21 protein-coding genes and 1 pseudogene are annotated in these 26,054 nt (G+C 60.8%); 13 read left to right on the top strand and 9 right to left on the bottom strand.

The window, feature by feature from the left end; genetic code table 11:
• The first annotated feature begins 126 nt into the window (after positions 1–126).
• The 5 genes from AC1DNE_RS04515 (at position 127) to AC1DNE_RS04495 (ending at position 6,084) form a co-directional block, all read left to right on the top strand.
• On the top strand, positions 127–1,122 hold the full coding sequence (locus tag AC1DNE_RS04515) for a TRAP transporter substrate-binding protein (protein ID WP_476766166.1): 996 nt from the start codon (positions 127–129) through the stop codon (positions 1,120–1,122).
• A gap of 108 nt (positions 1,123–1,230) precedes the next feature.
• Positions 1,231–3,117 (top strand): TRAP transporter large permease, encoded by a 1,887-nt coding sequence (locus AC1DNE_RS04510; protein WP_476766167.1) that lies wholly within the window; start codon positions 1,231–1,233, stop codon positions 3,115–3,117.
• 111 nt (positions 3,118–3,228) lie between these two features.
• Positions 3,229–4,182, top strand: a complete 954-nt coding sequence (locus tag AC1DNE_RS04505; protein WP_476811902.1) for a flavin reductase — start codon at positions 3,229–3,231, stop codon at positions 4,180–4,182.
• Between the two features lie 4 nt (positions 4,183–4,186).
• On the top strand, positions 4,187–5,800 hold the full coding sequence (locus AC1DNE_RS04500; RefSeq protein ID WP_476840924.1) for a GMC family oxidoreductase: 1,614 nt from the start codon (positions 4,187–4,189) through the stop codon (positions 5,798–5,800).
• Positions 5,801–5,832: 32 nt separating this feature from the next.
• Positions 5,833–6,084 (top strand): hypothetical protein, encoded by a 252-nt coding sequence (locus AC1DNE_RS04495; RefSeq protein WP_476766170.1) that lies wholly within the window; start codon positions 5,833–5,835, stop codon positions 6,082–6,084.
• Positions 6,085–6,204: 120 nt separating this feature from the next.
• Here AC1DNE_RS04495 and AC1DNE_RS04490 read toward each other — a convergent pair whose 3' ends face one another.
• From AC1DNE_RS04490 to AC1DNE_RS04450, 9 genes are all read right to left on the bottom strand, one after another.
• Positions 6,205–6,426, bottom strand: a complete 222-nt coding sequence (locus AC1DNE_RS04490; RefSeq protein WP_476766223.1) for a hypothetical protein — start codon at positions 6,424–6,426, stop codon at positions 6,205–6,207.
• Positions 6,427–6,980: 554 nt separating this feature from the next.
• Complete coding sequence (locus tag AC1DNE_RS04485; RefSeq protein WP_476840923.1) at positions 6,981–8,192, bottom strand: alpha-hydroxy acid oxidase; 1,212 nt, start codon at positions 8,190–8,192, stop codon at positions 6,981–6,983.
• A gap of 18 nt (positions 8,193–8,210) precedes the next feature.
• Positions 8,211–9,125: an SMP-30/gluconolactonase/LRE family protein gene (locus AC1DNE_RS04480; RefSeq protein WP_476840922.1), complete on the bottom strand. Its 915-nt coding sequence runs from the start codon at positions 9,123–9,125 to the stop codon at positions 8,211–8,213.
• 18 nt (positions 9,126–9,143) lie between these two features.
• Positions 9,144–10,442, bottom strand: coding sequence for a TRAP transporter large permease (locus AC1DNE_RS04475; RefSeq protein ID WP_476766173.1), 1,299 nt, complete (start codon positions 10,440–10,442; stop codon positions 9,144–9,146).
• Entirely contained in the window at positions 10,429–10,977 is a 549-nt protein-coding gene (locus tag AC1DNE_RS04470; protein WP_476766174.1) for a TRAP transporter small permease, read from the bottom strand. The genes AC1DNE_RS04475 and AC1DNE_RS04470 overlap by 14 nt, the downstream gene beginning before the upstream one ends.
• A 27-nt stretch (positions 10,978–11,004) precedes the next feature.
• Positions 11,005–12,003, bottom strand: coding sequence for a TRAP transporter substrate-binding protein (locus AC1DNE_RS04465; protein WP_476766175.1), 999 nt, complete (start codon positions 12,001–12,003; stop codon positions 11,005–11,007).
• Positions 12,004–12,376: 373 nt separating this feature from the next.
• Positions 12,377–13,246, bottom strand: coding sequence for an IclR family transcriptional regulator domain-containing protein (locus AC1DNE_RS04460; protein WP_476766176.1), 870 nt, complete (start codon positions 13,244–13,246; stop codon positions 12,377–12,379).
• 164 nt (positions 13,247–13,410) lie between these two features.
• A complete protein-coding gene (locus tag AC1DNE_RS04455; RefSeq protein ID WP_476766177.1) occupies positions 13,411–16,113 on the bottom strand; it encodes a 2-oxoglutarate dehydrogenase E1 component in 2,703 nt (900 codons plus the stop codon).
• 244 nt (positions 16,114–16,357) lie between these two features.
• On the bottom strand, positions 16,358–17,023 hold the full coding sequence (locus AC1DNE_RS04450) for an RraA family protein (RefSeq protein ID WP_476766178.1): 666 nt from the start codon (positions 17,021–17,023) through the stop codon (positions 16,358–16,360).
• Positions 17,024–17,500: 477 nt separating this feature from the next.
• Between AC1DNE_RS04450 and AC1DNE_RS04445 the strand changes: the two genes are divergently transcribed.
• The 8 genes and pseudogenes from AC1DNE_RS04445 (at position 17,501) to AC1DNE_RS04410 (ending at position 26,050) form a co-directional block, all read left to right on the top strand.
• Positions 17,501–18,721, top strand: coding sequence for a CoA transferase (locus AC1DNE_RS04445; protein WP_476766179.1), 1,221 nt, complete (start codon positions 17,501–17,503; stop codon positions 18,719–18,721).
• 25 nt (positions 18,722–18,746) lie between these two features.
• Positions 18,747–20,423, top strand: coding sequence for an acyl-CoA dehydrogenase family protein (locus AC1DNE_RS04440; protein ID WP_476766180.1), 1,677 nt, complete (start codon positions 18,747–18,749; stop codon positions 20,421–20,423).
• A gap of 64 nt (positions 20,424–20,487) precedes the next feature.
• Entirely contained in the window at positions 20,488–21,351 is an 864-nt protein-coding gene (locus tag AC1DNE_RS04435) for an HTD2 family dehydratase (RefSeq protein WP_476766181.1), read from the top strand.
• Positions 21,348–22,178, top strand: a complete 831-nt coding sequence (locus tag AC1DNE_RS04430; RefSeq protein WP_476766182.1) for an HpcH/HpaI aldolase/citrate lyase family protein — start codon at positions 21,348–21,350, stop codon at positions 22,176–22,178. The genes AC1DNE_RS04435 and AC1DNE_RS04430 overlap by 4 nt, the downstream gene beginning before the upstream one ends.
• Positions 22,172–22,285, top strand: a pseudogene (locus tag AC1DNE_RS04425) (biotin/lipoyl-containing protein); the annotation flags it as partial. The gene AC1DNE_RS04430 and the pseudogene AC1DNE_RS04425, both read left to right, overlap by 7 nt.
• Positions 22,286–22,298: 13 nt before the next feature.
• Entirely contained in the window at positions 22,299–23,003 is a 705-nt protein-coding gene (locus AC1DNE_RS04420; protein ID WP_476766183.1) for an alpha/beta fold hydrolase, read from the top strand.
• Positions 23,004–23,260: 257 nt separating this feature from the next.
• Positions 23,261–24,685: an FAD-binding oxidoreductase gene (locus AC1DNE_RS04415; RefSeq protein ID WP_476766184.1), complete on the top strand. Its 1,425-nt coding sequence runs from the start codon at positions 23,261–23,263 to the stop codon at positions 24,683–24,685.
• Between the two features lie 90 nt (positions 24,686–24,775).
• Positions 24,776–26,050, top strand: a complete 1,275-nt coding sequence (locus tag AC1DNE_RS04410; protein WP_476766185.1) for an ABC transporter substrate-binding protein — start codon at positions 24,776–24,778, stop codon at positions 26,048–26,050.
• Positions 26,051–26,054 lie beyond the last annotated feature (4 nt).

Genomic DNA, 26,054 nt, shown 5'->3' with positions numbered 1-26,054 from the left:
CCGTCACGACGGCCTCAGCGACCGATACTGGCGACACGAGAGGAATTCGACGAACCGGCCCGGAAGCGGGCAGCCGACACAACGAACCGACGCCCGAATGGGCGCAGAACAACCTGGGAGGAACACATGACCATGATCAACCGACGCCAAGCCATCGCCTTCGGCGGCGCTGCCGCAGCCGGAATCTTCGCCCCGTCGATCGGCCGGGCGGCAAATGTCACGCTTCGCATCAGCACGCCGGATTCGGCGACCCATCCCAACCACGCGATCCTGACCAAGTTCGCAGCCCTGCTGGAGGAGCGCTCGTCGGGCTCGGTCAAGATCAGGATCTTTCCCGACGGGCAGCTCGGTACCATCGCCAATGCCCTGACCGGCCTCCAGACGGGCACGATCGACATGGCCGTGAACGGCGCCTCGATGTCGGAGGGCATCGTCCCCGAGCTCGGTGTCCTCGGCTTGCCGTTCATGTTCTCGGACGAGAAGGCGGCCGAGCGGGTCATCGACGGCGATGTCGGCAAGATGCTGACCGGCAAGATGTCCGAGAAGGGCATCGAGGTCCTGGCCTGGTCGAGCTGGGGCTGGCGGGTGACGCAGACCTCGAAGCGCGCCATCCGGGAGCCGAAGGATTTCCAGGGCCTGAAGATCCGCTTGCCCGCCGGACCGGTGTTCGCGGACACGTTCGCCACGCTCGGCGCGATCCCGACCATCGTCGACTCGACCGAGCTCTATCTCGCCGTCTCGCAAGGGACGGTGGACGGGTTCGAGGTGCCATTCCTCAGCCTCGTGGCCTCCAAATGGTACGAGGTGGTGAAGTACGTCAGCCTCACGAACCATGCCTATAACCCCGTATGGCTGGCGATGAGCAAGCGCCGCCTCAATGCGCTAGCGCCCGAGCAGGCGAAGCTGATCCGGGACACCGCCGCGGAGCTGCAGCCGGGATGGCGGACTTATGTCAACGAGAAGTCGCTCGAGTCGGAGAAATTCATCAAGGACCGCGGCATCGAGGTGATTCCGGTCGATGTCGCCGCGTTCCGGGCCCTGCTGGCACCCGTCTATGACCGGTTCAAGCAGAAGGTCGGTGCCGAACTCGTCGACCGTGTCCTGCGTGACGCCAAGGCCTGACACGCGAAGGCGGCGCAGCACCCGCGCCGCCTATTCTTCCCCCCACGCATCGCGTGACAGACCTGGCGAGCGATACGCCGGTCATTACGGCGGTCGATAGGTTCGGACATGGCGGAAATGCATCTGGCGGCTCCTGAAGTTCCCACCGGCACGCCTTGGGCGCGCATGGTGGGTCCGGCAATCCTGAAGCTCGACCGCGCCCTCGTCTGGCTGCTCGTCGTGACGCTCATGGTCGAACTGGGCGCCGTCATGACCCATGTCGTGGCCAGGGCGCTGTTCGGCTACGGGGTGATGTGGACCGACGAGGTCACGGTCATCGCGATCTCCATCCTGACCTTCGTCGGCGGCGCCGTCGCGTATCGCCGCGGCGGTCACACGGCAGTCAACCTCGCCACGGCATTTCTGTCCCCCAAGGGCCGCGATGGCCTGGCCATCGTGCTTGAGATTCTCGTCCTTATCGTCTCCGCCCTGATCGCACGCTCCTCCTGGGAACTCGTCATGGAGCAATGGGGCCAGCGCACCCAGGCGCTCGACCTGCCGGCAGGGCTGGTATCGCTGCCGCTGTTCGTCGGCATGATGCTGGTGGTCCTGTTCTCGCTCGATCGTCTCGCGCGGCACGAAGTGCGAGTCCTGATACCGCTGATCCTCGGCGCCGGCCTCGCCCTGGTGCTGGGTCAACTGGCATTGAGCCGTTGGCCGCCGGAGGGCGACGGCCCGATGTATCTGATGTTGGGCTTCTTCTTCGCCGTGGTCCTGCTCGGTTTGCCCGTCGGATTCGCGCTGATGCTGGCGGCCGCCTTCTACCTGCACGTCGCCGACTCGATCCCCTTCGTCGCGGTGGCGCAGAACATGGCGTCGAGCGCGCAGCATTTCATCCTGCTAGCCCTGCCCTTCTTCCTGTGGGCCGGAGTCATCATGGAGCGCGGCGGGATCAGCCTGCGTTTCGTGCGCTTCGCCTCCTCCCTCGTAGGACATATGCCGGGCGGCCTGCTCCAGGTCGTGGTGGTCGCGACCTATCTCGTTTCCGGCATCTCGGGCTCGAAGGTCGCCGATGTCGCCGCCGTCGGTTCGGTGATGCGCGACACGCTCCTGCGCAAGGGCTACTCGCCCGGCCAGATCGCAGCGGTGCTCGCGGCCTCCGCCGCCATGGCGGAGACCGTGCCACCAAGCCTCGCGATGCTGGTCATCGCGGCGATCACCTCGGTCTCGATCGGCGCGCTGCTCATCGCAGGTCTCCTGCCCGCGGCGGCTCTGGCGATCTGCCTCGTCGTGCTAATCTATGTCCAGGCTCGCCGAAATGGCGAGCGCTCGAAGCCCCGGGCCTCCTCGAAGGAAATCCTGTCGGCCGGGGCCGGCGCGTTCCTGCCGCTGCTCATGCCGATCATGCTGATGGTCGGGATCCGCTTCGGCATCGCCACACCGACGGAGGTCTCCGGTATCGCCGTCGTCTTCGGCCTTTTCCTGTCGGTCCTGGTCTATCGCGAATTATCGCTGGCCGACTTCATCAACGGCGCGATCGAGGCGGCCGTCCTCTCGGGAATGGTGCTGTTCGTGCTCTCGGCAGCAGCAGCCTTCGCGTGGACGCTGACCGTCGCCGACCTGCCCCAGCGTCTCGCAGAGTGGCTGACCAGCCTTCACGGCGGCAGCGTCCTGGTCTTCATGCTGGCGTCGATCAGCCTGATGATCATCGTTTCCTGCCTGCTCGAAGGCCTTCCAGCCCTGCTGATCATGTCGCCCCTGCTGATGCCGGCCGCCGTCCATCTGGGTGTCGACCCCGTGCACTACGTGATCGTGCTCCTGATCGCGATGGGCATCGGTGTGTTCCTGCCTCCGATCGGCATTGCCTTTCTGATCACCTGCGGCGTCGCGCAGTCCACGGTGGCCGATGCGGCCAGGGCCATGCGGCCGTTCCTGATCGTGCTGGTCGCAGGCCTGATCCTGATCGCGATGGTGCCCTGGATCTCCCTCGTGCTGCCACGACTGACCGGCGGCTGACCCTCGCGTGATCGGCGGCACCGAGAGCCGCCGATCACGCCTCGTGCCGACCCCGAGCCAGCCAAACGGCGGGCCTCGCCTCACCCCGGATCAGCGAGAAGGCTGACATTCATGAACGCGATCGAAACCGGAAATCCGGAGCTCGGCATCGACGGCTACCGCCGTACCCTCGGCGAGTTTGCCACCGGCGTGACGGTCATCACGACCTGCGTCGACGGCACGCGCTACGGCATGACCTCGAATTCATTCGCATCGGTGTCGCTCAGGCCGTCGCTGGTGCTGTGGTCGATCCGGCGCGAGAGCCAGAGCTTCGCAGCCTTCGAGGCCTGCAGCCATTTTGCGGTGAACGTGCTGGCGCACGACCAGATGGCGCTGTCGCAGCGCTTCGCCAAATCCGGCCCCAACAAGTTCGATGGCGTTGCCTCCCGGCACGGCATCGAGGGATCGCCCCTGCTCGACGGCAGCGCCGCCAGCTTCGAGTGCCGTCGAACACAGACCTTCGATGGCGGCGATCATCTGATCCTGCTAGGTCAGGTCGAGCGCTTCTCGCGCTTCGATCGTCAACCGCTGCTGTTCTCGAAGGGCCGCTACGCCATCGCTGCGGATCATCCCGATGTGCAGCTGCCTGCGGGCACTGGTGGAGTGGCCCCACTTCTGGACGACGAGCGCCTGCTCACGTCCCTGCTGGTACGGGCCTATGGCACGATCGCCTCGCAGCTCGAGAAGGGCCGGAAGACCGCCGGGCTCGGTCTCTCTCTGATGCAGGCCCGGCTGCTGAAGGCCGCCCAGACCCATCCCTGCCGGACGCTGGAGGAGCTTCAGCCGGAACTCCTGCTGGATTTCAACGCCAGCCAGAATGTCCTCGACAGTGTCGTCGCCCAGGGACTCGCCTGTGCCGACGACCGCAGACGGGTGAAGCTGACCGCCGCCGGGGACGAGCATATTCGATCAATCGTCGCGCATACCCGCCGCAACGAGGAGATCCTGTTTCGTGGCGTCTCCCCCGAGGATCTGGCCACGGTCCAGCGTGTCCTCAACCATGTTATCGAGCGGCGGCCGAGGTAACGGCGTGGCAACTCAGTCATTCGACTACATCGTCGTCGGTGCAGGAGCGAGCGGTTGCGTCGTGGCAGCTCGTCTCTCCGAGGATCCGTCAGTCAAGGTCCTGCTGCTCGAAGCGGGCGGCAAAGACAACAGCCCTCTGATGCGGGTGCCGGGGCTCGGCTTCGCGGCCGGCGCAATCGCCAAGCACAATTGGAACTTCGTCAGCGAGCCGATCGACGATCTCTTTGGCCGCTCCGCTACCTTGCTCCAGGGCAAGATCATCGGCGGGTCGAGCAGCATGAACGGGATGATCTATACCCGCGGCCATTCCAGTGAGTACGACGCCTGGGCCAAGATGGGTTGCTCGGGTTGGAGCTTTGCCGATCTGAAGCCTTACTTCCTCAAATCCGAATCCAACTACCGCGGTCCCGGCGAATGGCATGGCGGCACGGGCCCGATGCGGCTAAGGCGCGCAAACCCGGAGTTGCCGATCTGCGACGCCTTTCTGGACGCGGCTCAGGCGGCCGGCCTGCCGATCGTGGACGATCTTAACGCGGATCATTCCGAAGGTATCGGCTGGTACGACGTGAACATCGACCGCGGTCTTCGGCTGAGCGCGGCCCGTGCCTTTCTGGGTCCGGCTCGCCGGCGGCCCAATCTCACGGTCGCGACCGATACCCGCGTCGTGCGTGTCCGTATCGTTCGGGGCAAGGCGACGGCTGTCGAGGCGGTTCGCGCCGGCGAGCTCGTCGCGTTCCATGTCGCCCGGGAGGTGGTCCTGTCGGGGGGCGCCATCATGAGCCCGGCCCTGCTGATGCTGTCGGGCGTCGGCCCGGCTGAAGCCTTGCGCCGCCATGGCATTGCGGTTGTGGCGGATTCGCCCAAAGTCGGGCAGAACCTGCAGAACCATCCCTGCTACCGGCCGAGCTACGCCTGCTCGGAACCGGTCACAGCCCGCAATCATTTGTCTGCGCAAGGGGCGACGCGCGCCGGTTTTCGCTACCTCTTGCAACGCGGCGGGCCGCTGGCGGAAAGCTTCGCGTCCGCCGGCGGCTTCTTCAAAAGCGACCCTCGCCTGCAAATCGCAGATATGCAGGTCGTCATGCTCTCGGCGCTGCCCCCCAGCGGCGGCAAAAGCATCCGGGATCTCCTGCCCCGCCAGCAGGGCTTCGGCATGACGATCTATCAGGGCACGCCCTACAGCCGAGGTAAGGTCGAGCTACGCTCGGCCGATCCTCTTGCGCAGCCGGTCGTCCATACCGGCTATTTCAGCGACGCGCGAGACATCCAGATCCTCGCTGCCGGTGTGGATCGCATGCGTCAGGTGATGCGCCAGCCAGCGATCGCCCGCTATATCAAGGAGGAACTCGCTCCCGGCAGTGGAGTGCAAACTCACGATCAGATGGTCGAGGAAATCCGCCAGCGGTCTGCCACCTCCTACCACCAGTGCGGCACCTGCGCGATCGGGCCGGACAACAACGCAGTGCTCGATCTGGAACTGCGAGTCCGCGGGGTCGATGGACTGCGGGTCGCGGACAACGCGATCATTCCGCGCCTGCCCAATGCTGCTCTGCACGCAACCGCGCTGATGATCGGCGAGAAGGCAGCGTCTCTCCTCACCAACAGCTCCGCTGCCTAGCGCTGGAGTCACGGATGATGCGCCCACAACCGATGTCCTGGATCGCGATCAAGGCCGAGGCCGGCGATGCCTATGACGGGATCATACGACTTGCCACTGACGCGCAGCGCTTCGGTTTTCCGTTGCAGAGCTTGGGGGTCGAGGTGCGCCCGGACGGTTCGGCCAACATTTGCATGGTCGTCGGCATGGATGGGTCCGTCGATGGCGAGCAGATCATACAGCGCTTCTCGCGTCATCCGACAGTATCAGCCGTGGAAAGGATCGAGACTGATAGCAACGCCTGAAATGACCGATTTGAGCGTCCGATTTGCCGAGCCTGGTCACCAACGGCGGAGCGAACCGGTCGGCCGTCTTGAACCGCCCCGGGTTTGTCGGAGGCCCCAACTCCTGAGTATCCGTGTTGGTCAAGCGCGGCTTGTGGTCCATCGACCGCCGTCGCGGATGAGGGCGTTGGCCATCACGATGATTTTCCGCATGATCGCGGTCAGCGCGACCTTCTTCTCCTTCCCCGCAGCGATGAGCTCCTCGTACTTTCTCTTGAGATCGGGATTGAAGCGCGCTGCGGCTACGCCATGATGAAGTTCGGCGTGTCGGAGCGGTTCGCGTGCCGGGTTCTGGGGCAGCATCGATCTACGCAACGCAAGGCTCCGAAGGGCCGCACTACCGGCCACCAGCACCGCGCACTATCGTGTGACCGGCTGCGCAAACCCAACACGCCTCGCCGGCCACCTCAACCGTGGCCGCCAAGCCCACAATGCATTAGATTAGAACTGAGCCACCAAATGGGGGCAGGCCATGCATAGCGCCTGGACCACAAAAAGGGGCAGGACCAAAGCCCACCATGCATTAGATTTAAACCGGGCCACTTAATGGGGGCAGGCCAGCTCCAAAACCTTGCGGCCGTCTCACTCAGCAAATTTCGGCCCAAACGAGCCGCCCAGCAAGTCATTCCATAAGACAACTTGAGTAGCGTACGGCCCGCTCTCGGGCGATTGGCGGCTTGATATAGATTCACAAGATTTAGAATGAATTATTATATAGAATCCACGCCAAGCCTACTATCGAAATCACCAGCGTCGAAAACCATATGATGCGATAGATCTGCATCGAGGCAGGGTCAGATTCAAATTCGCCCTCGAAATCGAAATCGGCTTTTCGGGTTTGACCAAGAGATTCCCTATTAATCATGCTTCGCTCCCTTCGGCAGGAATCTCTCAAATGACTGTGAGAGCCGAAGCAGATCTGGCGCGAGCGATTGCACTTCTCGTGCACCGGAGTTGACCATAACGCGCACGAGCTCATCGACGAGAAGCTCTAGCGCACGCTGAGCTCCGGCCTCTCCCGCTGCGCCCACACCGAACAAGGTTGCTTTCCCCGTCATTACAGCCGAAGCACCAAGCGCCAAGGCTTTAAGAACGTCGCTACCACGAGTAATGCCACTATCCAGCAATACTGTAGCCCGCCCCCCTACCCGGTCAGCGATCTCCGGCAACATCCTTATCGGAGCGATCGAGCCATCCAAGTTTCGCCCGCCGTGATTGGAGACGATAATCCCATCACAGCCAACGTCTACAGCTCGTTCAGCATCCTCGGGATGCATGACCCCTTTCAGTATCAGCGGCCCGTCCCAAATTCGCCTGAACTCTTTGAGATCATCCCAACTTATATTATCGCAGAATGGAAGATTGAATTTCCCGGGCTTAGCGGCAGCCACCGGGACGCGCAGGGCCTCCGGATAATTCTCGGCTACCATCGGACCAGATTTCAGCCATCTGCGAAACACCACGCTATACAGCCAGCGCGGGTGGCTTGCGATGTCCCAGAAATTTCTCCGTGAAACCTTGAAGGGAATGCTGAAGCCGTTCTTGAGGTTGTACGGCCGGAATGGGGCAATTGGCGTATCAACTGTGACGATCAACGCGTCGTACCGCGCCCGCTTTGCTCGCGCGATCAATTCGCGCGTCATTTCACGCTGAGGCCAAACGTAAAGTTGCAACCATAGACGCCCGTCGACCGCGTCCCTGATTTGCTCCATCGGAGTAATCGACCCTGTCGACAGGGCAAAGGGCACACCGGCGCGGGAAGCTGCACGCGCCGATCCGATTTCTCCGTCAAGCCAGAGCAGGCTCGCAAACCCTGTAGGAGATACTGCTATTGGAGCTGCCGCAGGATGCCCGAACAGTTGGCACGAAGTGCTGGGCGAAGAGACGTCCCGCACCACGCGCGGTACCAAGTCGATCTCGTCAAAAGCGTTTGAATTGGCTCTGAGACTTCGATCCTCGTCGATTCCCCGCGCTACATACTCGAAAATCCCGCGAGGCAAATTCTCACGGGCCATCTCCTTGAGGTCCGCAATCGAAAGAGCGCTAGCCCGAAGCTTATCGATTTTCATGCCGAGCGGATCCGAACTTCAAAACCCTGAGTACATGCGCGTGCCGGGATGAGGCATTTCAGCCTTGAGGATCACCCCCGCGTCGCACTCGGTGAAGAAGGCGGTTTTGCGCTCCGGTCCGCCATAAGCCACGTTCGTCACCTGGCGCCCGGTACCGCTATCGACGCGCAAGATCGGCTCCCCTTGAGGACTGAACAGCCACAATGCGCCAAGGCCGATCTGGCAGACGACCAGGTTGCCAGCCTCGTCGATCGTGATGCCATCGGGGCCACCACCGCCCGTCATCTGAATGAAGTTGCCGACCTTTGCGACCGTTCCATCGTCAGAGAACGGCACGCGCCAAATGGCATTGGCGCGCGTCACCGCGACGTACAACACCTTCTCGTCAAGCGAGAGAACCAGGCCGTTCGGGCTCGGAACATTGTCGAGCAGGCAGTCGACTTGGCCGTTCGGGCGCACGCGGAACACGCGGCCCGTCGGATCGTGAAGGCCGGTCAGGCCCTGATCCGTAAAATAGAGGTCGCCGTTCTGGCCGAAATAGAGATCGTTGACGGCCTTGAGATGTTCAAGCCGCACGCGCTCCAGGAAGGGCGTGATCTTCCCGGTGTCAGGGTCGAGCGTGACGATCCCGTACTTATGGTCGGCGACGAAGATGCGCCCGTCCTGATGGACCCGGAGGCCGTTCGGCCATCCATCATACTCAGCGATCACCTGGAAATTGCCCTTGGGATCGATCCTGAAGATCCTCCCCCAGGGAATGTCGACGCAATACAGGTTACCCTCGCCGTCGAAAGACAATCCTTCCAGCACCGAGTGGTGGTGCCCCATGGCGGGTTGGTGTCCGAACCATTCGCCGCCACGGCTCGACTTGCGAAGGTCATCAGGGAGGGTGGCAAAGACCTCAGCGGTCACCCTCGGAGGAGCAGCGTACATTTTATTCTCCAGCGCGGATCATCGCATCGTCTTTGGCAGCCACAGGACGATCTCCGGCACCAAATAGATCAGGAAAGCGAAGGCGATGATGATGAAACAGTAGGGCAGCGACGACCATGCAATCGTCGCCAGGCTTGTTTGCGGCGATATCGATTGGATGGCGAAGAGGTTCAGGCCGACGGGCGGATGAATCTGCCCCAGCTCGATGAAGAGGATCAGCAGGATGCCCAGCCAGACGCCGTCAAATCCCATCGCGATCATCGGCGCGTAGATCAGAGGCACCGTCACCAGCATCATTGACAGGCCTTCCATCAACATCCCGAGCACAATGTAAATGCCGAGCAGGATGAGAAAGAAAACGAACGGGCTCAGATTCAGTTCGACGATGAATTTGGCGACGCCGGCCCCGAACCCTGTGATGACGATGCCGTATTGCAGGATCTGGGCGCAGATGGTGATGAACATGATCACCGCGCTCGAAATCACGGTGTTCTCGAACGACACCTTGACGGCGTTCCAGGTCAATCCGCCGTAGTAGTAGGCAATGATAGCCGCGAGAACGACACCTGTCGCCGACGCCTCGGTAGCGGTGAAAGCGCCGGTGTACATTCCGAGAATGACGCCGCCGACAAGAATGACGATCGGCAAGGAATCCCTGATCGGGTTTCCCTTCTCCTCCTCGGGAAAGCCATCCTTGGCGGGGACGAGGCTGGGATCCAGCTTGGCTTTGATCGCGACGTAAACGCAGAAGAAGAAGGCGAGCAGGATACCCGGGATGATCCCGGCCATGAGAAGATCGATAACGGATTCATGCGTCATCGAAGCATAGACGATCATGGGGATGCTCGGCGGGATCAGAATGCCGAGGCTGCCGCCGGCCGTCAGGGTGCCCATGGTGAGGCTGTCCTTATAGCCACGCTTGCGCATCTCACCGACGGCAACGGATCCGACCGTCATGGCCGTCGCGACTGACGAGCCGCTAACCGCGGAGAACACAGCGCAGCCGGCGATGTTTGTCTGCGCCAAGCCGCCAGGGACATGCCGAAAAACGCGTGCCAAACCCGTATAGAATCTGGAGGCCACGCCGCCCTGCAGAATGATCTCACCCATCAGGATGAAGAGCGGAATGGCGACCAGGGTGAAGTTCGTCGAATTGTTCCAGACGATACCGCCGATCGATTCCCACAGATTGGTGCCCGAGACCGCCGTGATCCCGACCAGCCCGGCCAATCCCATCGCAACGCCGATGTAGACGCCACCGGCCAGGCAGCCGACGACAACCAGCGAGTAGAGGATGACGAGTTCATTCCATGACATTTTCTTCTTCCTTCACCAGCGAGGCGTCGCCATGCCAGAGGGATTTTCCAACGATCACAGCGCGGTAAAGCATCCCGAAGGTGAGGAGTGCCCAGGCAGTCGGAAGAAGGATCTGCGGATACATGAGGGGCGTTGCCGAGTACTGCTCGGAAACGCTTCCGAACTCCCAGCTCGTGGTGAAAAGAGCCCAGGTTTGGAGTGTGACGATGCCGCAGAACACCGCGGACACTATTCCGATTCCGAGCTCCCAGATCGCGCGGGGCTTGAGTGGAATGCGTGAGACCAGCGCCGAGATACGAAGAAACCGCCCTCTCATCAGAGCAGGATAAAATCCAAGCATCGTCGCAGCCGCGAAAAAATATCCAGAGTACTCCTCAGATATCTTGATTGATATTGAAAACGTGTATCGAAGGAAGACTTCGGTGTTCATCAGAACGACCATCGCGGCAATCAAGATCGACGCGAGTCCGACGAATATTTTCTCAAGGCTGCCCATCAACTCGGATTCCAGTTGCTCACGAAGCGTCACGCCCACAGGCAATTCCCGTGGGCGTGCACTTGCTCAGTTGCAGCCTTCGGTCAGACCGGAGAGGATTTTCTGACCGATCTCGCCGTTGGCTTTCGCCCACTTCACGCCAATCTCAGAGGTGAGAGCGCGGAGCTTCTTTGCGTCGTCCGGGGTCGGCTCGGTCAAAATCATGCCTTTAGCGACGAGAGCCGCCTTCGCCTCGCCATCGAGCTTGAAGACCTCCTGGCGGAACTTCTTTTCCCAGCGAGTGGCAACCTCCGTGAATGCACTCCGCACCTCCGCAGGAAGCTCAGCGAGCGCTTGATTGTTCACAGAGATGATCTCGTGAGACAGCGTGATGTTGAACATGTAGCCGTTCTTGAGAATCCGCGCCCAATCCCAGTAGTTAACGTTGATGGCCGCGGTGATCGCTCCATCGACCGTCCCCAACTGGAGTGCCTGCGTAACCTCCGCCGTCGTGATGGAAGCGCTGGTAGCGCCGAGCTTGTCGAGTGTTTCGACCTGCTCGCGATTCCAGGTCCGGATCTTTTTACCCTTCAGATCGGCGAGGGTCTTGATCGATGGGACAGACCAGATCTGCTGCCCGGGCATGGCCCAGTGCATGATGGGCGTTGCCTTGAACTTGTCGAAAATCGCTTTGTCCATCAGCGCCTGCACCTTGGGCAGTCCGCCGCCGAAGAACTTGGTCATGTCCGTGCAGACAAACGGCATCGCGGTCGCGCCGACGACAGGCAGATCCGAGGCAATAAAGCCCGACGGCGAATGACCGATCTCGACCTGGCGGCGGCTGATCGCGCGATAGACGTCGACACCCTTGTAGGGGAGCTCGCTTCCCGCGAACACACGGATGTTCAGGCGCCCCTTGGTCGCCTCCTGGACGTCTTTCGCAAAGCCTCGCGCCCACTCCGTTTGCTTGTCGGCAACGTCGTAGATCGTGAACATCTTCCATTCGAAGTCGGCGGCCAACGCCGTGCATTGTCCGGCCGCCCAGATCGCAGCGATCGACGCAATACGGCCCAGTGATTTGAGCATGTCTTCCTCCCAGGTCTGTTTCCAACCCGACGCTTCCGCGTGCTCGGTTCGGAAACCAAAACCCGCTTGAAGTCGCCCGCTCGACCCTGCATTCGAGTGCAGAGCTCAAATTATTCTCTGTATGAATTCTTATTTCATCAAGTGAGAAATTACTGACTTCGCGCGGGGGTGTCAATCGCCGCGAGGGTCAATTGTGATCTGATTGAGGGTGCAAATGTCAGGGGATGCAGCGAGCGATCTCGCATCGATAGTGTGCGCATTTCAGCGCATTCCGGACGCACAGGACGCGCCATTTCAGCAATCTATCGAGGCGGACCACCGGATCCCAAATGCTGGCTCGGAATGTTTATCCCGATCGCGGGGCGCGACAGTCTCAGATCGCGTCTTCTTCGATTGTCTTTGCCCGCCGGCCTCCGCGCGCGGAGGTAGCGGACGCGCGACGCGGCGCGGTATCGAGCATCCCGGCGTCTTCGGCCAAGCGATCCGCGATAGCCTGGCTGGCCCGCTTCAAGGGCGGAAGAACCTTGGCCATCATCCGGCTTTGGGGGCCGGCACTGCTCAGGATCAAGCTGCTCAAACAGGCAATGACTTTGCCGCCGACAATGACGGGCACAGCTACGGCCCAGATTCTCGAATGGTAGATTTCGTCGAGATAAGCCTGCTCAGCCAGTGCATAGCCATTCTTGCGAGCCTCCCCGAGGCGCTCGTCCAGCCCCTCAAGCATTCGGGGATTCGTGTCCCATCGACTGTCCGACGTGTTCAACTGCGACTGCACACGCTTGAGTTCTTCGGGCGACAAATGTGCGAGGTAGGCTATTCCGACGCCGGTGACGAGGACCGGAATGCGTGCACCAAGCCGGCTTGAGATGGACATGCCATGCTCACTCCGATTGGTGTAGGCAATGGACATCTGTCCTTGCTCATAGGTCGCCAGGTTCGACGGCCAGCCGATTTCGGTCCGAAGTTCCTCGATAATTGGAGTGGCGAGCTGAACAAGACGAGACGTCGCCGCGAAGCCCTTGCTGAGCGTCAAGGTCCGGGCCGTGACGCCGTACTGTGCCGACCGTTCGAGACGATAGATGTAGCCAGCGCTGATCAGCGTCTCCAGGATTCTGACGATCGTCGGCTGAGGCAGATTCACCCGCTTACCGATATCCAGCGCAGCGAGCGGCCCATCTTCGCTGATGACCCTCAGAACCTGCAATCCGCGAATAATCGCGCGAACGGGCTCGAACGACGGCATTCAAAATCACTCCCAACCGCTCTGAGCTTCCCGCGCACGGCAAGGCCGAGCACGGGCATAGGCAAACCGTGGCTCGCATATATGCATTCATTTCAGCAGGTGAATGCAAGCGGATTCGAGCCGGTCCACAGTTTCCAAGAAACCGCCGGCATTAGGCTCGAAAGCTACGACTGCTCCTTCAGAAGGCGAGCGAAGAGCTCTGCCTGCTCGCGCTCGTGCCTCTCAATCGACCCGGCAGCTGTGACGGCCATCGAGGGGCGTGCAACCAGCTTCACAGCAGGCGCCGCAGCGCCGAGGGTTGCAGCCATTTGATCGCGCAAGTACGGCCAGCCTCCCTGATTCTCGGCTTCCTCCTGAAGCCAGAACACGCGTTCCAGGTCCTGATATTGACCGATCGCACTCTTCAGCTCGGCGGCCGGGAAGGGATAAATCTGCTCAATGCGAATGACCTGGAACCGATCCTTATCCGGATGCCCTTCCAGCTCGTGCTGCAAGGCGTAGAAGATCTTGCCGGAGCACATGATGACGGTTCGGACCTTATCCGGACGTTGTTTCGGCTCGGCAATCACGGGCCGGAAGCTCGTTCCAGAAGCCATGTCATCAAGACGGGACACCGCTGCCTTCGCTCGCAACAGCGATTTTGGAGCAATCAAGAACAGCGGTTTCCGCCAGGGGGCCACCACCTGACGCCGCAGCAGATGGAACAGATTTGACGGCGTGCTGGGCTGCGCGACGATCAGGTTCCCGCCCGCGCAAAGCTGCGTCAACCGTTCAATTCGCGCGGATGAATGGTCGGGTCCCTGCCCCTCGAGGCCATGAGGCAGCATGATCGTCAGGCCGGACTTCAGCCTCCACTTGGCTTCAGCTGAGGCGATGTACTGATCGACGACAATCTGCGCGCCGTTCACGAAGTCTCCGAACTGCGCCTCCCACACGGTCAGTTGACGAGGGTCAACCAGGCTGAACCCGTATTCGAACGCGAGCACTCCATATTCGGACAGAGGGCTGTTGACGATTTCGAGGCGGCCGGATGTTTCAAGACCGTCCCGCAGCGGGACATAACGAGCGCCATTAACCGCATCGTGCACGGCCAAATGACGCTGCGTGAAAGTGCCTCGCTCAGAGTCCTGGCCGGAAAGGCGGACACTCGCACCTTCCGCAAGAAGCGATGCAAATGCCAAGGCTTCCGCGGTGGCAAAGTTGATGCCCTCGCCTCTGGAAATCGTCCCTGCTCGCAATTCGTAGAACTGCCTCACCTTGGGGTTGGCAGTGACGGTGTCCGGAATGAGGCTCGTTTGAAGTCCGATCTTAGCCAGCGCCGCTGCGTCTACGCCGGTGGTGACGGGGCGCAGAATGTCAGCCGCGTCGCTCTGCTGGACAAGATTCCAGGCCTCGCTCTGCATGGGTTCGTCATTCGGAGCGATATCCGCCGCAGACTCGAATCCCGCCTGCAACCTTGCCCGGAAATCTTTCGATATGTCGGCCGCGCTTGTTTCGAATTCGGGATGCTCCTTCAAAACTGCTTCAGAGAAGCTCTTTCGGATCGAAGGGTGACTTTCGATCTTTTCCCAAGTCGCCGGCTGGGTGAAACGGGGCTCGTCCAGTTCGTTGTGGCCAAATCGCCGATAGCACACGAGATCGATCAAAATATCGCGCTGGAACGCTATTCTCCAATCAACAGCCAGCCGCGCCACCCGCGCGGCCGCGATAGGATCATCCCCATTCACATGCAGGATGGGCGCGGCGACCATCTTGCCCACGTCCGTGCAATACCGGGCGCTTCGCCCTTCGGACGGCAGCGTCGTAAAGCCGATTTGATTGTTGACGATGAGATGAATCGAACCTGACGCCGAATAGCTCTGCAACCCTCCGAGCTGCAAGAGTTCCGCTGTAACGCCCTGGCCGGAAAAGGCTGCATCGGTGTGCAACAGGAAACAGAGCGTTTTGCCCGTATCGGTCCCATCAATCTGGCTCGTCGCTCGGGCGAGCCCGAGGGCAACCGGTGCGACCACCATGAGGTGGGATGGATGGGGCAACAGGGTGAGATTGACGGTCTTGCCTTCCACCTCGAGGGCACTCGTATAGCCCAGGTGGTAGGGAACATCGCCGGTGTAGATGGCGCCTTCAGAAAGATCACGCCCCATCAGCTCGGCCGCGAGTGTCGCTGGATTTTTCCGTAGGGCCGCGGCCAGGGTCGCAAGGCGACCGCGGTGCATGCCTCCCATCACGACATTCTCGATGCCCTGCTTGGCGGCGGAACGAAGAACTTCTCGCAGTAGCGCGATAGCGCTTTCCGCGCCCTCGCTCCCGAAACGCTTCTTCGTCGGAAACTTGATCCTCATGAAGGACTCAAATTCATCGACGAGGATGATCGACTCCAACGTGTCGATCTTGGTTTGCGGATCGATCTCGCCAGAGAACGACCGCTCGAACGCCTCGTACCACCAAATGCGCTCGTGCTCTTTTTCGAGGTGCGATACCTCGAGGCCAACCTTGTTGGCATAGGTCGACTTCAGCAAGGCTGCGGCTTCTTCCGCAAGCATCCGTCGTGCCTCGCCACCGAATTCGAGCTCGACTTCGTGCCCGGGAAATTTGGCGACCCGCGCCCGAAGCTCATTCAGAACCTCGACATTCTCGGCCTTAGTCGCGAGCGGGTCCGTTGTGGCCTCGAGATGGCCATACCAGCGATACCCCTGATGCAATTCCTCAACGACGGCCTGCGCTGTTGATCGCGATCGGCTGGTTTCGGTGCCCTCCAGCTCCTCAAAATGGAAAGCCCAGTCCGCCGGCACGGAACTCGGGTCGCGCCGGTACCGCGAGTACAGGTGAATGAAATAGGCGCTGTCGCCGCCAATCGGAAAATTCATGGAGATTAGCCTCTCACAGCCCCTCAAGCGGCGGCGACATGGTGGAGACGGCCCCGTCCCACATTTCCCGCGTCGGCGGCCGCCTCAAAGCGATTATTCTCTAGATGAATAATCATTTCAATACTGATTCGACAACTGCGGAGCCTCGACCCTCGCCAAAAGGAAATGAAGGCGGGATCCGTCCACGAGGGCTAGAGTGCCCCCGTCACCTCAAGCTCGGTGTCGAGAGGTCGCCTGACCCCGGCTATCGACCCAAAGAGGCTTTCGCCTGGGCACCAGCCGCCCACACATCGGCGATCGACTTGCCTGCCTCGATTGCGGCAACGCATGCGTCGTCGCGAGCGACGATGCCCTTGGCAAGCTCCAGGATTTCTTCGATCCGGTCTTTCGGAACGGCCACCGCCCCGGTGTCATCCGCAAAAACCAGGTCGCCAGGGTGCACAGTGACGCTTCCCAGCGTGACCGGCTGTTGAGTGCTCTCGACACCGATACGGTTCTTGCCCGTCCGCATGAAGGTGCCCCGGCTGAACATCGGATAGCTCAGTGAGCGCGTCCCGTCGATGTCTCGGCAGACCCCATCGATAATCGTTCCGGCGAAGCCGTGTCGAACAGCGAAGAGCGACAGAGTGTCTCCCCAGACCGAGCACTCAGTCCTGGCACGATTGTTGATCGCACAAATAGCCCCTTCGGGGACGTCGTCCAAGAAGTCAGCAAACCGCTCGAGTGTCGATTCAGCAATCGAATATTGAACCGTAAATGCTGGCCCGCACATTTTCGTCCCGGGAACCTGCGAAACGATATCGTTGATCGTTCCATGAATTCCTAGGACGTCCAAGGCATCCGAAATAATTGAGGAGCTCAGCTCTTTGTACTGGCTCAAAACCGATTCCTTGATCGATTCAGACGGCATAACAGACTCCCTAGACACCGTTATTGTCGTTACCACCGCACCGCCGCTGCGGGAGCAGCCATGCGACCTTCCTTAGGCAGACACCCAATGCGGCCCCGCGCAACTCCTTTCGCGCATCGCGCGGGAGAATCGCAGTCCGCTACCGAGCCCACTCAAGACCTCGCCCTTCCCCGACCCGATGCATCGCATCAGCCCGGCCCGCGCCGTCCGGAAGTGAGCGCATTATTCTCTTGATGAATTCAGAATTCAAGAATAAAGATGCGCCCACTTCGCGAATTTCAAGACCGGCGCCAGGCCGGCAGGAAACGCAGCCAATCAAGAAGGCGCCAGGTTCTAGGCTCGAACAGAGCGGCGCCGCGCCCGGCCATGGGAGCAAAGCGTGCACCATTTGGACCTGAACGGAGGAACCGTCGCCTATCGCTCCAGCGACCGCTCTTTCGATATCGCCTTGATGACCGGCGCTGTTCAGAGGCTCTGATGCACTCGCTATTGAGTGACTTGCGGGTGGTCGAAGCATCCTCATTCGTCGCCGCTCCGTCCTGCGGCCTGCACCTGGCTCAGCTCGGCGCAACCGTGATCCGCCTCGACATGATCGGCGGCGGCCCCGATTTCCGGCGTTGGCCCAGGTCCAATGCGGGTGCCAGCCTCTTCTGGGAGGGGCTGAACAAGGGGAAGAAGTCCGTTGCGATCGACCTCCGGCAGGCGCAGGGACGAGAACTCGCTACCCGCATCATTTCCGCGCCGGGCAACGGGGCTGGTCTTTTTGTCACGAATTTTCCCGTTTCGGGCTTTTTGGCGCATGAGCGGCTGGCCGCCCTTCGTCCCGATCTGATCACAGCGCGGATCATGGGCCACGCGAATGGGCAGCAGGCCGTTGACTATACCGTCAACAACGCCGTGGGGCTTCCGTCGATGACCGGCCCCGCCGATCCGGACGCCGAGCCTGTCAATCACGTCCTGCCTGCATGGGACCTTCTCGCGGGATCGCATGCGACATTTGCTCTCCTCGCCGCCGAGCGACATCGGCACGCAACAGGTGAGGGACAGGAGATTCGGCTACCGCTTTTCGACCTGGCGGCGTCGACCTTGGGACATTTGGGCCAGATCGCCGAGGTGACCGAGCAAAAGACGAGCAGGCCCCGGTACGGCAACGCTCTTTACGGGGCCTTCGGGCGCGACTTCCCCACTGCCGATAGCCAGCGGCTCATGGTCGTTGCGATCACGGAAGGGCAGTGGTCGAGCCTGGTCCGAGCCCTCGATATCGAGAGCGAGGTCGCACAGATCGAAGAATCCCGGGGCGTCTCGTTCAAGAGCGACGAAGGAAATCGCTTCATCCATCGGGATGCCCTTTTCGCCCTTGTAGAGGCGAAGGTTCGATCCCGCTCCTACGCTGATCTTGTTCGAGATTTCGACGCGTTCGGCGTCTGCTGGTCCTTGTATCGAGACCTCAAGGAGGCACTCGACGAAGACCCGGAGTTCTCCAGCGAGAATCCGATCTTCTCGAACATCCCGCATACCAGCGGTCTGACTTACCTCACTCCAGGAAGCGCGACCGCGTTCTCCGGCCTTGCGAGACAGGATCCGGTGCGCGCTCCGAAGCTCGGAGAGCATACCGAGGAGGTGCTGTCGGACGTGCTGGGTCTGACCGGTGGCGAGATCGCGAAACTCCACGATCTCGGGACGGTCGCCTCCGCCTAACAACCTCCCAATTAGGAACTCTCTGATGTCCCTTGCAGACGTTGATCTTGCTAACCTAGACGGTGAGCTTCGTTCGGTGGTCGAGGCCGCCAACGCGGCCGCCACGTTTCGGATGCGCACAGTGCGCGCCGTGTCAGAACAGCTCGCTCCCCAAGGCAAGCTGGATGCGGATGTCGCCAATCGCGCCCAACGCGAGGTGCACGGACTTGCCTGGATCGCGACCGTCGTGGAATCCCTCGTCCAAGTGGCGGTTTGGGCGGTTGGCCTGCACAATCAGGGCTCGCTTACGACCTTTGACCGACTGGCGGTCCAGATCCTGTTTGGCGAGTACCTGAACCAATTGGTTCACGGCATCCCCATGAGCCAGAACGAGATCGTACGCCCGGCCGAGCTTGGCCTCGAGGCTTGGGTTTCAGAGCTGAGCTCGGCATCCGCCGTGAGCGAGCTCCTGAAGCGCGGAAACAGCCGCGAAAACCGGGAGCATCTGATCGACGGGTATCGGCAAGGTAATTTGCTCACCGAGAGCCTCGGGGACGAGACCCTCGATTTGATTCGGGAGCAATATCGCAGGTTTGCGCTCGAACGTATCGCTCCCAATGCTCACGACTGGCATCTGAAGGACGAGCTGATTCCCGACAGCGTCATTGTCGAACTCGCGGAAATGGGCACCTTCGGCGTCTGCATTTCGCCTGACTACGGCGGACTTGGCCTGGGCAAGACAGCCATGTGCGTCATCACCGAGGAGCTGAGCCGGGCCTGGATTGCAGCCGGTTCGCTGGGCACCCGATCGGAGATCGCTGGCGAGCTGATCGGCATTGCCGGCACTTCCCAGCAAAAGGAACAGTGGCTCCCGGCGATCGCCTCGGGTTCGGTTCTTCCGACCGCGGTCTTCACGGAGCCTGACACGGGCTCGGATCTGGCCGGCCTGAAGACCCGCGCCAGCAAGATGGCCGACGGCGAATGGCGCCTCTCGGGGAACAAGACCTGGATCACACACGCCTCCAGAAGCGACCTGATGACGGTCCTGGCGCGAAGCGATCAGTCGGCCCCCGGCTACAAGGGACTTTCGATGTTCCTGGTCCCGAAGACCCGTGGGACTGAAGCCGACCCATTTCCGGACGAGGGCCTGTCTGGAGGAGAAATCCACGTTCTGGGTTACCGCGGCATGCGAGAGTACGAACTCTCTCTGGACAATCTTCCTGTGCCCGAAGAGGGGCTGCTCGGCGGCATCGAAGGCGCCGGCTTCAAGCAACTCATGCAGACGTTCGAGGGGGCGCGGATTCAGACTGCGGCGCGCGCACTGGGTGTTGCCTGGCGGGCATTCGAACTTGGATGGAGATATTCCGAGGAGCGCAAGCAGTTCGGGGAGGCCCTCAACCGGTTCCCTCGGGTCGCTGACAAACTGGCACTCATGCTCGCCGAGATCCTGGCCGCCAGGTCGATCACATATTATGCGGCGCAACAAAAGGATCTCGACCGGCGCTGCGACGTCGAGGCGGGCATGGCAAAGCTCCTTGCCGCCCGGATTGCATGGGCGAACGCCGATAACAGCCTCCAGATTCATGGCGGCAATGGCTATGCGCTCGAATATGAGATCAGCCGCGTTCTGTGCGACGCAAGAATTCTAAACATATTCGAAGGCGCGGCCGAAATTCAGGCGCATGTTATCGGAAAAGGATTGATCTCGAAACCGGCCAATTAATTGGGATAATTATATTTATACGGATAATAATGGAAGCACTATCGCCTTAGATTAGAGCTTAAACATGAATATCAAAAATACTTCCGAAATAGACCTTATCCATCTCCGCAAATGGATCGGCCATCCATCGATCGCGATCGATGTTGTGGGGTCGGGTATAGCTGAAAAATATCACGCGACATTCGACCATAAGGACCCACCGCCGCAGGCCGGGGAATGCGTGCCGCCGCTATTGCATTTTTGCATGGCACAGCCTGCGGCCCCCACCGCGAGCCTGGGCTTGGACGGTCATCCCGGCCGTGGCAGCTTCTTGCCTCCTGTTCCTCTTCCTCGTCGGATGTGGGCCAGTGGAAGCCTGACGTTCCACAAGCCGCTGAATGTAGGCGACCAGATCCGGCGTACTTCCAGTGTGTCCGATGTCGCCTTGAAAGAAGGACGGGCAGGCCCCCTTTGCTTCGTCACCGTTGAGCACAGGATCGAGGCAAACAGCGTACTCGCGATCGAGGAGCGACAGGACATCGTCTATCGGGGTTTTGATCCCTCGCCGCGGCAGACGCCCATCTCGCCAGCGGCTGCCGCGAAGGGCGAATACGTCAGGCCGATCAAGGTCGGCGCGACGCATCTCTTTCGCTATTCCGCCCTCACCTTCAACAGCCACCGCATTCACTACGATCGCGAGTATGCAGTCGAGGTCGAGGGCTATCCAGGCCTTGTCGTGCATGGTCCCTTCCAGGCGGCCCTGCTCGCCGACTTCGCCGTGGAAATCAAAGGCCGGCGACCGGCGAGGTTCAAGTTTCGTGGCGTCTCGCCCCTGTTCGACGACGACGCCTTTTCGCTCAACGCCGCTTCGGACGGATCGGATTTGAAGCTCTGGACCGAGAAAGAGGACGGAACCATCTGCATGACCGCTGAGGCGTACTGGTCATGAGCGTGCCGCTCGACTTCAACATTCCGTTATTCGTGCCCGGCAACAGGCCTGAGCGATTTGAAAAGGCAGCTCAAAGCGGGGCGGATGCGATCATCATCGACCTCGAGGATGCCGTTCCTCCCGAGTTGAAGATTGCAGCTCGGAACAGCCTTTCGGCGGTCGGCGCCGGCATTCCGGCGCTCGTGCGAATAAATGCGCTCGGCACGGCCTGGAGCCAGGAGGACCAGGCGGCGGTCAAGGGGCGCAACTTTGCCGGCGTGGTCGTACCGAAGGCGGAAGCAACGGAGCCATTCGAGGATCTCTGCCGTAACCTCGGGGTTCCTGTTGTTGCGCTGGTTGAGTCGGCGCGCGGCCTAGCCGACGCGAGAAGGCTTGCCGCGATTCCGCATGTCAGCCGCCTCGCGTTCGGAAGCATCGACTTTTGCGCTGACATCGGTTGCAACCACGACCATGACGCGTTGCTGTTCGCACGCAGCGAGCTTGTATTGGCGTCCCGCCTAGCGGGGCTCGCGGCTCCGATCGACGGCGTCACGACTTCGATCGACGATGAAGCCTTGATCCGAAGCGACGCTCGAAATGCGCGCCACTTGGGCTTCGGTGGCAAGCTCTGCATTCACCCACGTCAAATTCCGGCAATTCAAGCCGGCTTCGCGCCGGATGAGGCCGAGGTGATTTGGGCGTGCAAGGTGCTCACAGGGGGTGAAGGCGCCGTCGCCGTCGATGGGACCATGGTCGACGAGCCGGTTCGCATCCGGGCCCGCGCCATCCTGAAGCGGGCAGGAGCGAATGCTCCCCTTCTGGTCGTTCCAAGGGAACGTACGCGATGAAGACGGAGGCTGCCCTCCACGCTGAGCACGATGGCATTGTCGGCGAAATACTTGTCAGAGCGGGCGACCAGATCGACACGAAGGATTTGCTCGTGCCGCCGATATAAGGACCTATCGTTCATGCGCCTGCCCCCGCTTGTCCTCATCCCCGGCCTGCTCAACGATGCAGAGCTATGGCGCGATCAGGTCGACGCGCTATCCGATGTGGCGGACTGCCAAGTCGCCGACATCACGGGCGAGACCAGCCTGGAAGCGATGGCTCGCAGTGATGTGGCGGACTGCCAAGTCGCCGACATCACGGGCGAGACCAGCCTGGAAGCGATGGCTCGCAGTGTACTCGCCGATGCGCCCGAACGATTCGCACTGGCCGGCTTCTCGCTTGGTGGCTTCGTGGCCATCGAGATCGCGCGGATCGCGCCGGAGAGGATCGACCGGCTGGCGCTTCTCGACACGTCAATCAACGCCGATAGTCCAAGCCGGGCAGTCTCGAGGTCCGCATTGAACGATGTGGCGAAGGCACCGGGCAAATTCCACGGCTTCGGCCACGGTCTCCTCAAGGCCTACCTTGCCCCCGACCATGTCCAGGACGAGACGATTATGTCTCGCATCCGAGGCATGACGGAGAGGCTGGGGCCGGAGGTCTTCCTCCGGCAGAACAATGTCGTCCGCAAGGACGGCGCCGCAATACTCAAAGCGCTTCGGTGCCCCCTTCTCATCCTCGCAGGCGAATTCGACGCGATTACCCCCCATTTCGCGATCACCAAGTCATGGCTGAAATCGCTCCGAGTGCCCGACTCGTCTCAATTCCCAACTCCGGCCACATGACGCCGATCGAAAATCCCGACGCCGTATCCGCGGCGATGCTCCAATGGCTAGGGGCCGCCAGCGATCTTTGACCGCGTAACTGGCGCCCCGGAAAACAATGCGCCTTTCACGCCTCCCGCTTCGAACCGGGCCGGCACACGAGGTCAGTGCCTCAAGGCGATCTGAAACGAAAAAGCTTCTCGGACCGAGCTGCCTAGCTCGGCATTGACATCGAACAAAATTCTGTTTTGAATAGAAAAATCACGAGGTGAATACAGATGCACCGCGATAACGTGGCCCGACTTAAGGGTCAGCTTCAGGAAACGCTCGGACCAAAGGGCATCGTCGAGGATCCAGGTCAGCTTGAGAGCATGACCAGGCCGTGGCGCGACAAATGGACGTCTGAACCCGCTCTTGCGGTGCAACCCGCGACCACTGGCGAGGTCCAGGCCGTCGTCCAGATTTGCCGCAGTCTAGGCTTTCCGATTGTTCCTCAAGGTGGAAACACCGGTGTAACCGGCGCCGCACTCTGCCGGGCTGGCGGCACCGAGGTCCTGCTCTCTCTGCGCCGGATGAACCGAATCCGCGAGATCGATGTCGATGACGATATGCTCATCGCAGAAGCCGGCTGTGTTTTGAACGATGTTAAGGCCGCTGCCGCGAATGTCGGGCGATTGTTTCCGCTTTCGCTGGGAGCTCAGGGCAGTTGCATGATCGGTGGCAACATCGCCACCAACGCCGGCGGGATTAACGCCCTCCGGTATGGCCCGATGCGCAATATGGTCGCCGGCCTGGAGGTCGTTACCGCCACCGGAGAGCTTTGGAGTTCGCTCAAGCTGCTTCGCAAAGACAATTCCGGCTACGACCTCAAGCAGCTCTTCATTGGTTCAGAAGGCACGCTTGGAGTCATCACAGCTGCGGCGCTCAAGCTCTCAATGCTCCCCGCGCGCTCGGCTACGGCGATCGTCGCGGTCAAGAGCCCGGCGGAGGCGATATCGTGGTTTCGCAAAGTCAAGGAAGCCTTCGGCGGCCAGCTGACCGCTTGCGAGCTGATCGAACGCATTTGCATTGACGTTACAATCCGCAGAATTCCCGACATCGTCGATCCGCTGCAGGCGAAATATCCGTGGTACGTGCTGCTTGAAGTGGATTCACTCGACCCCGAGACCGATCTGGAAGACCGGCTGGGATCGCTCTTCGAACAGGCTTACCAGGACGGCGTGGTTCTTGATGGCGCGATCGCGTCTTCAGGAGCTCAGGCTCATGCCTTGTGGCATTTGCGCGAGTCGATCGGCGAAGCACACCGGCACGAAGGCGTGTCGTTCAAGCACGATATTTCTGTTCCGGTTTCCAAAGTTCCCGCCTTCATCGAAGAAGCGCAGGTAAGACTATCCAAGCTTTACCCCGGCATTCGTTCGTTCGCCTTCGGGCACATCGGCGATGGCAACATCCATTTCAACCCTGTCCAGGCTGACGGGGAGCCGGCCGAGGCTTGGGCAGGACGGCTCGGCGACATCAATCGCGTCACTCACGACATCACCGTGAAGCTCGGTGGCTCGATCACGGCAGAACACGGCGTGGGCCAGCTGCGGCGCAGCGAATTGGCTCACTACAAGGATCCGCTTGAAATCCGGATGATGCAGTCGATCAAAAGCGTTCTTGATCCCACCGGCCTGTTCAACCCGGGGAAACTACTTCCGTAAAATTCACTCGAAAACAGTCCAAGCACCCTGCTCGGGTCTGTATCAGCCGAAACAATAAAAGCAAATCGGCTTAAAACATGGGAGGAACAAGTGAATACCAAGAATCCAGAGAACTTTACTGCGCGTTCGCATCAGAACGAGCCCACGGACCTGACTCGCCGCTCTGTGCTGGGCTATGCCGCCGCCGTCGGCAGCGCGCTGGCTCTTCCCTCCTCGGGCGCTTTCGCTCAGGACGCGACTCCGGGAATCGACGCGGCCTCCAAGACGATCACGGTTGGAGCCTTCACCCCGGTAACCGGCCCTGTCCCATTTTACGGACTGATCTCTCACGGCGCGGATGCCTATTTCAAGTATCTGAACGACAACGGCGGAATCCAGGGATGGAAGATCAACTACATCCTGAAGGACGATGGTTATGAGCCCTCCCGGAGCGTGGCAGCGGCCCGGCGCCTCGTCGAGGACGACAAGGTATTCGCCCTGGTTGCCAGCATTGGAACGGCGCAGAACATCGCCGTCATTCCCTATGCCAAATCGGTCAATATCCCGGTCGTATCGCCGGTCGGCGGATCGCCCAAGCTGGTCGCCGAGCCGAATTTCTTCCCGCTTCTTCCCGACTACGCCCTGTCCGGCTCCGCCAGCGCAGAATTTGCGATCAATGATCTCAAGAAGAAGAAAGTCGCCCTGCTTTGGGTGAACGACGAGGTGGGTCGCGGCGCCAAGCGCGGTATCGATCTCTACCTCTCGTCGCAAAAGCTTGAGACGGCTGTCGCGACGTCATTCGACTACTCGACGGCCGACTTCTCTCCGCACGTCCGGCGCGCGGCCGAAGCCAATGCCGACGTCGTGATCCTGTTCGGTTCGAACGCCAATCTTGCCGGCGCCTTGAGGGCGGCTGACAAGCAGGGCTTCAAAGCCGAGTGGATCGCGCCATTCTTCACGGCTGATCCGGCCACCTACAGCCTGGCCAAGTCGCTTCTCGACGGCGTCTATTTCTCGTCCTGGCTTCTTCCCGTCGATTCAGATGATGAATCGGTCCAGCAGTACCGCTCGGCGCTGCAGAAATACTATCCGCGCGACCCGATCGGGATTTTCGGGCTCAACGGCTGGACGAGCGCGGCACTGTTCCGCGTGGCCTTTGAAAAGATGCTGAGCGCGAAAGCACCGCTGACTCGCGAAAGCCTGGTCGAAGCCCTGAATTCGATCACCAACGAGAAAGTGGGCGGGGTCAAGACCGTTACTTTCTCGAAGGAAGATCACCGCGGTATTCGCCAGGAAACGATCATTCAGGCGAAGGGTGGCAAGTACGTCTCTATCCGTGATTACACCCCGTACCCGGATGTCGTTTTCAACGCGAACCCGGGCTGAATTA

It is taken from the genome of Allobosea sp. 05L423, from assembly GCF_056397745.1.
Note: the sequence above shows the minus strand (reverse complement) of the source record. Positions and strands in the feature narration are given on the sequence as shown.

What these genes read in the sequence shown, in the direction of transcription:
- AC1DNE_RS04505 (WP_476811902.1), top strand. Translation starts at nt 3,229, where the DNA reads ATGAACGCGATCGAAACCGGAAATCCGGAGCTCGGCATCGACGGCTAC.
- AC1DNE_RS04415 (WP_476766184.1), top strand. Translation starts at nt 23,261, where the DNA reads ATGCACCGCGATAACGTGGCCCGACTTAAGGGTCAGCTTCAGGAAACG.
- AC1DNE_RS04515 (WP_476766166.1), top strand. Translation starts at nt 127, where the DNA reads ATGACCATGATCAACCGACGCCAAGCCATCGCCTTCGGCGGCGCTGCC.
- AC1DNE_RS04445 (WP_476766179.1), top strand. Translation starts at nt 17,501, where the DNA reads ATGCACTCGCTATTGAGTGACTTGCGGGTGGTCGAAGCATCCTCATTC.
- AC1DNE_RS04460 (WP_476766176.1), bottom strand. Translation starts at nt 13,246, where the DNA reads ATGCCGTCGTTCGAGCCCGTTCGCGCGATTATTCGCGGATTGCAGGTT.
- AC1DNE_RS04455 (WP_476766177.1), bottom strand. Translation starts at nt 16,113, where the DNA reads ATGAATTTTCCGATTGGCGGCGACAGCGCCTATTTCATTCACCTGTAC.
- AC1DNE_RS04475 (WP_476766173.1), bottom strand. Translation starts at nt 10,442, where the DNA reads ATGTCATGGAATGAACTCGTCATCCTCTACTCGCTGGTTGTCGTCGGC.
- AC1DNE_RS04465 (WP_476766175.1), bottom strand. Translation starts at nt 12,003, where the DNA reads ATGCTCAAATCACTGGGCCGTATTGCGTCGATCGCTGCGATCTGGGCG.
- AC1DNE_RS04430 (WP_476766182.1), top strand. Translation starts at nt 21,348, where the DNA reads ATGAGCGTGCCGCTCGACTTCAACATTCCGTTATTCGTGCCCGGCAAC.
- AC1DNE_RS04435 (WP_476766181.1), top strand. Translation starts at nt 20,488, where the DNA reads ATGAATATCAAAAATACTTCCGAAATAGACCTTATCCATCTCCGCAAA.
- AC1DNE_RS04510 (WP_476766167.1), top strand. Translation starts at nt 1,231, where the DNA reads ATGGCGGAAATGCATCTGGCGGCTCCTGAAGTTCCCACCGGCACGCCT.
- AC1DNE_RS04450 (WP_476766178.1), bottom strand. Translation starts at nt 17,023, where the DNA reads ATGCCGTCTGAATCGATCAAGGAATCGGTTTTGAGCCAGTACAAAGAG.
- AC1DNE_RS04440 (WP_476766180.1), top strand. Translation starts at nt 18,747, where the DNA reads ATGTCCCTTGCAGACGTTGATCTTGCTAACCTAGACGGTGAGCTTCGT.
- AC1DNE_RS04490 (WP_476766223.1), bottom strand. Translation starts at nt 6,426, where the DNA reads ATGCTGCCCCAGAACCCGGCACGCGAACCGCTCCGACACGCCGAACTT.
- AC1DNE_RS04480 (WP_476840922.1), bottom strand. Translation starts at nt 9,125, where the DNA reads ATGTACGCTGCTCCTCCGAGGGTGACCGCTGAGGTCTTTGCCACCCTC.
- AC1DNE_RS04420 (WP_476766183.1), top strand. Translation starts at nt 22,299, where the DNA reads ATGCGCCTGCCCCCGCTTGTCCTCATCCCCGGCCTGCTCAACGATGCA.
- AC1DNE_RS04495 (WP_476766170.1), top strand. Translation starts at nt 5,833, where the DNA reads ATGTCCTGGATCGCGATCAAGGCCGAGGCCGGCGATGCCTATGACGGG.
- AC1DNE_RS04485 (WP_476840923.1), bottom strand. Translation starts at nt 8,192, where the DNA reads ATGAAAATCGATAAGCTTCGGGCTAGCGCTCTTTCGATTGCGGACCTC.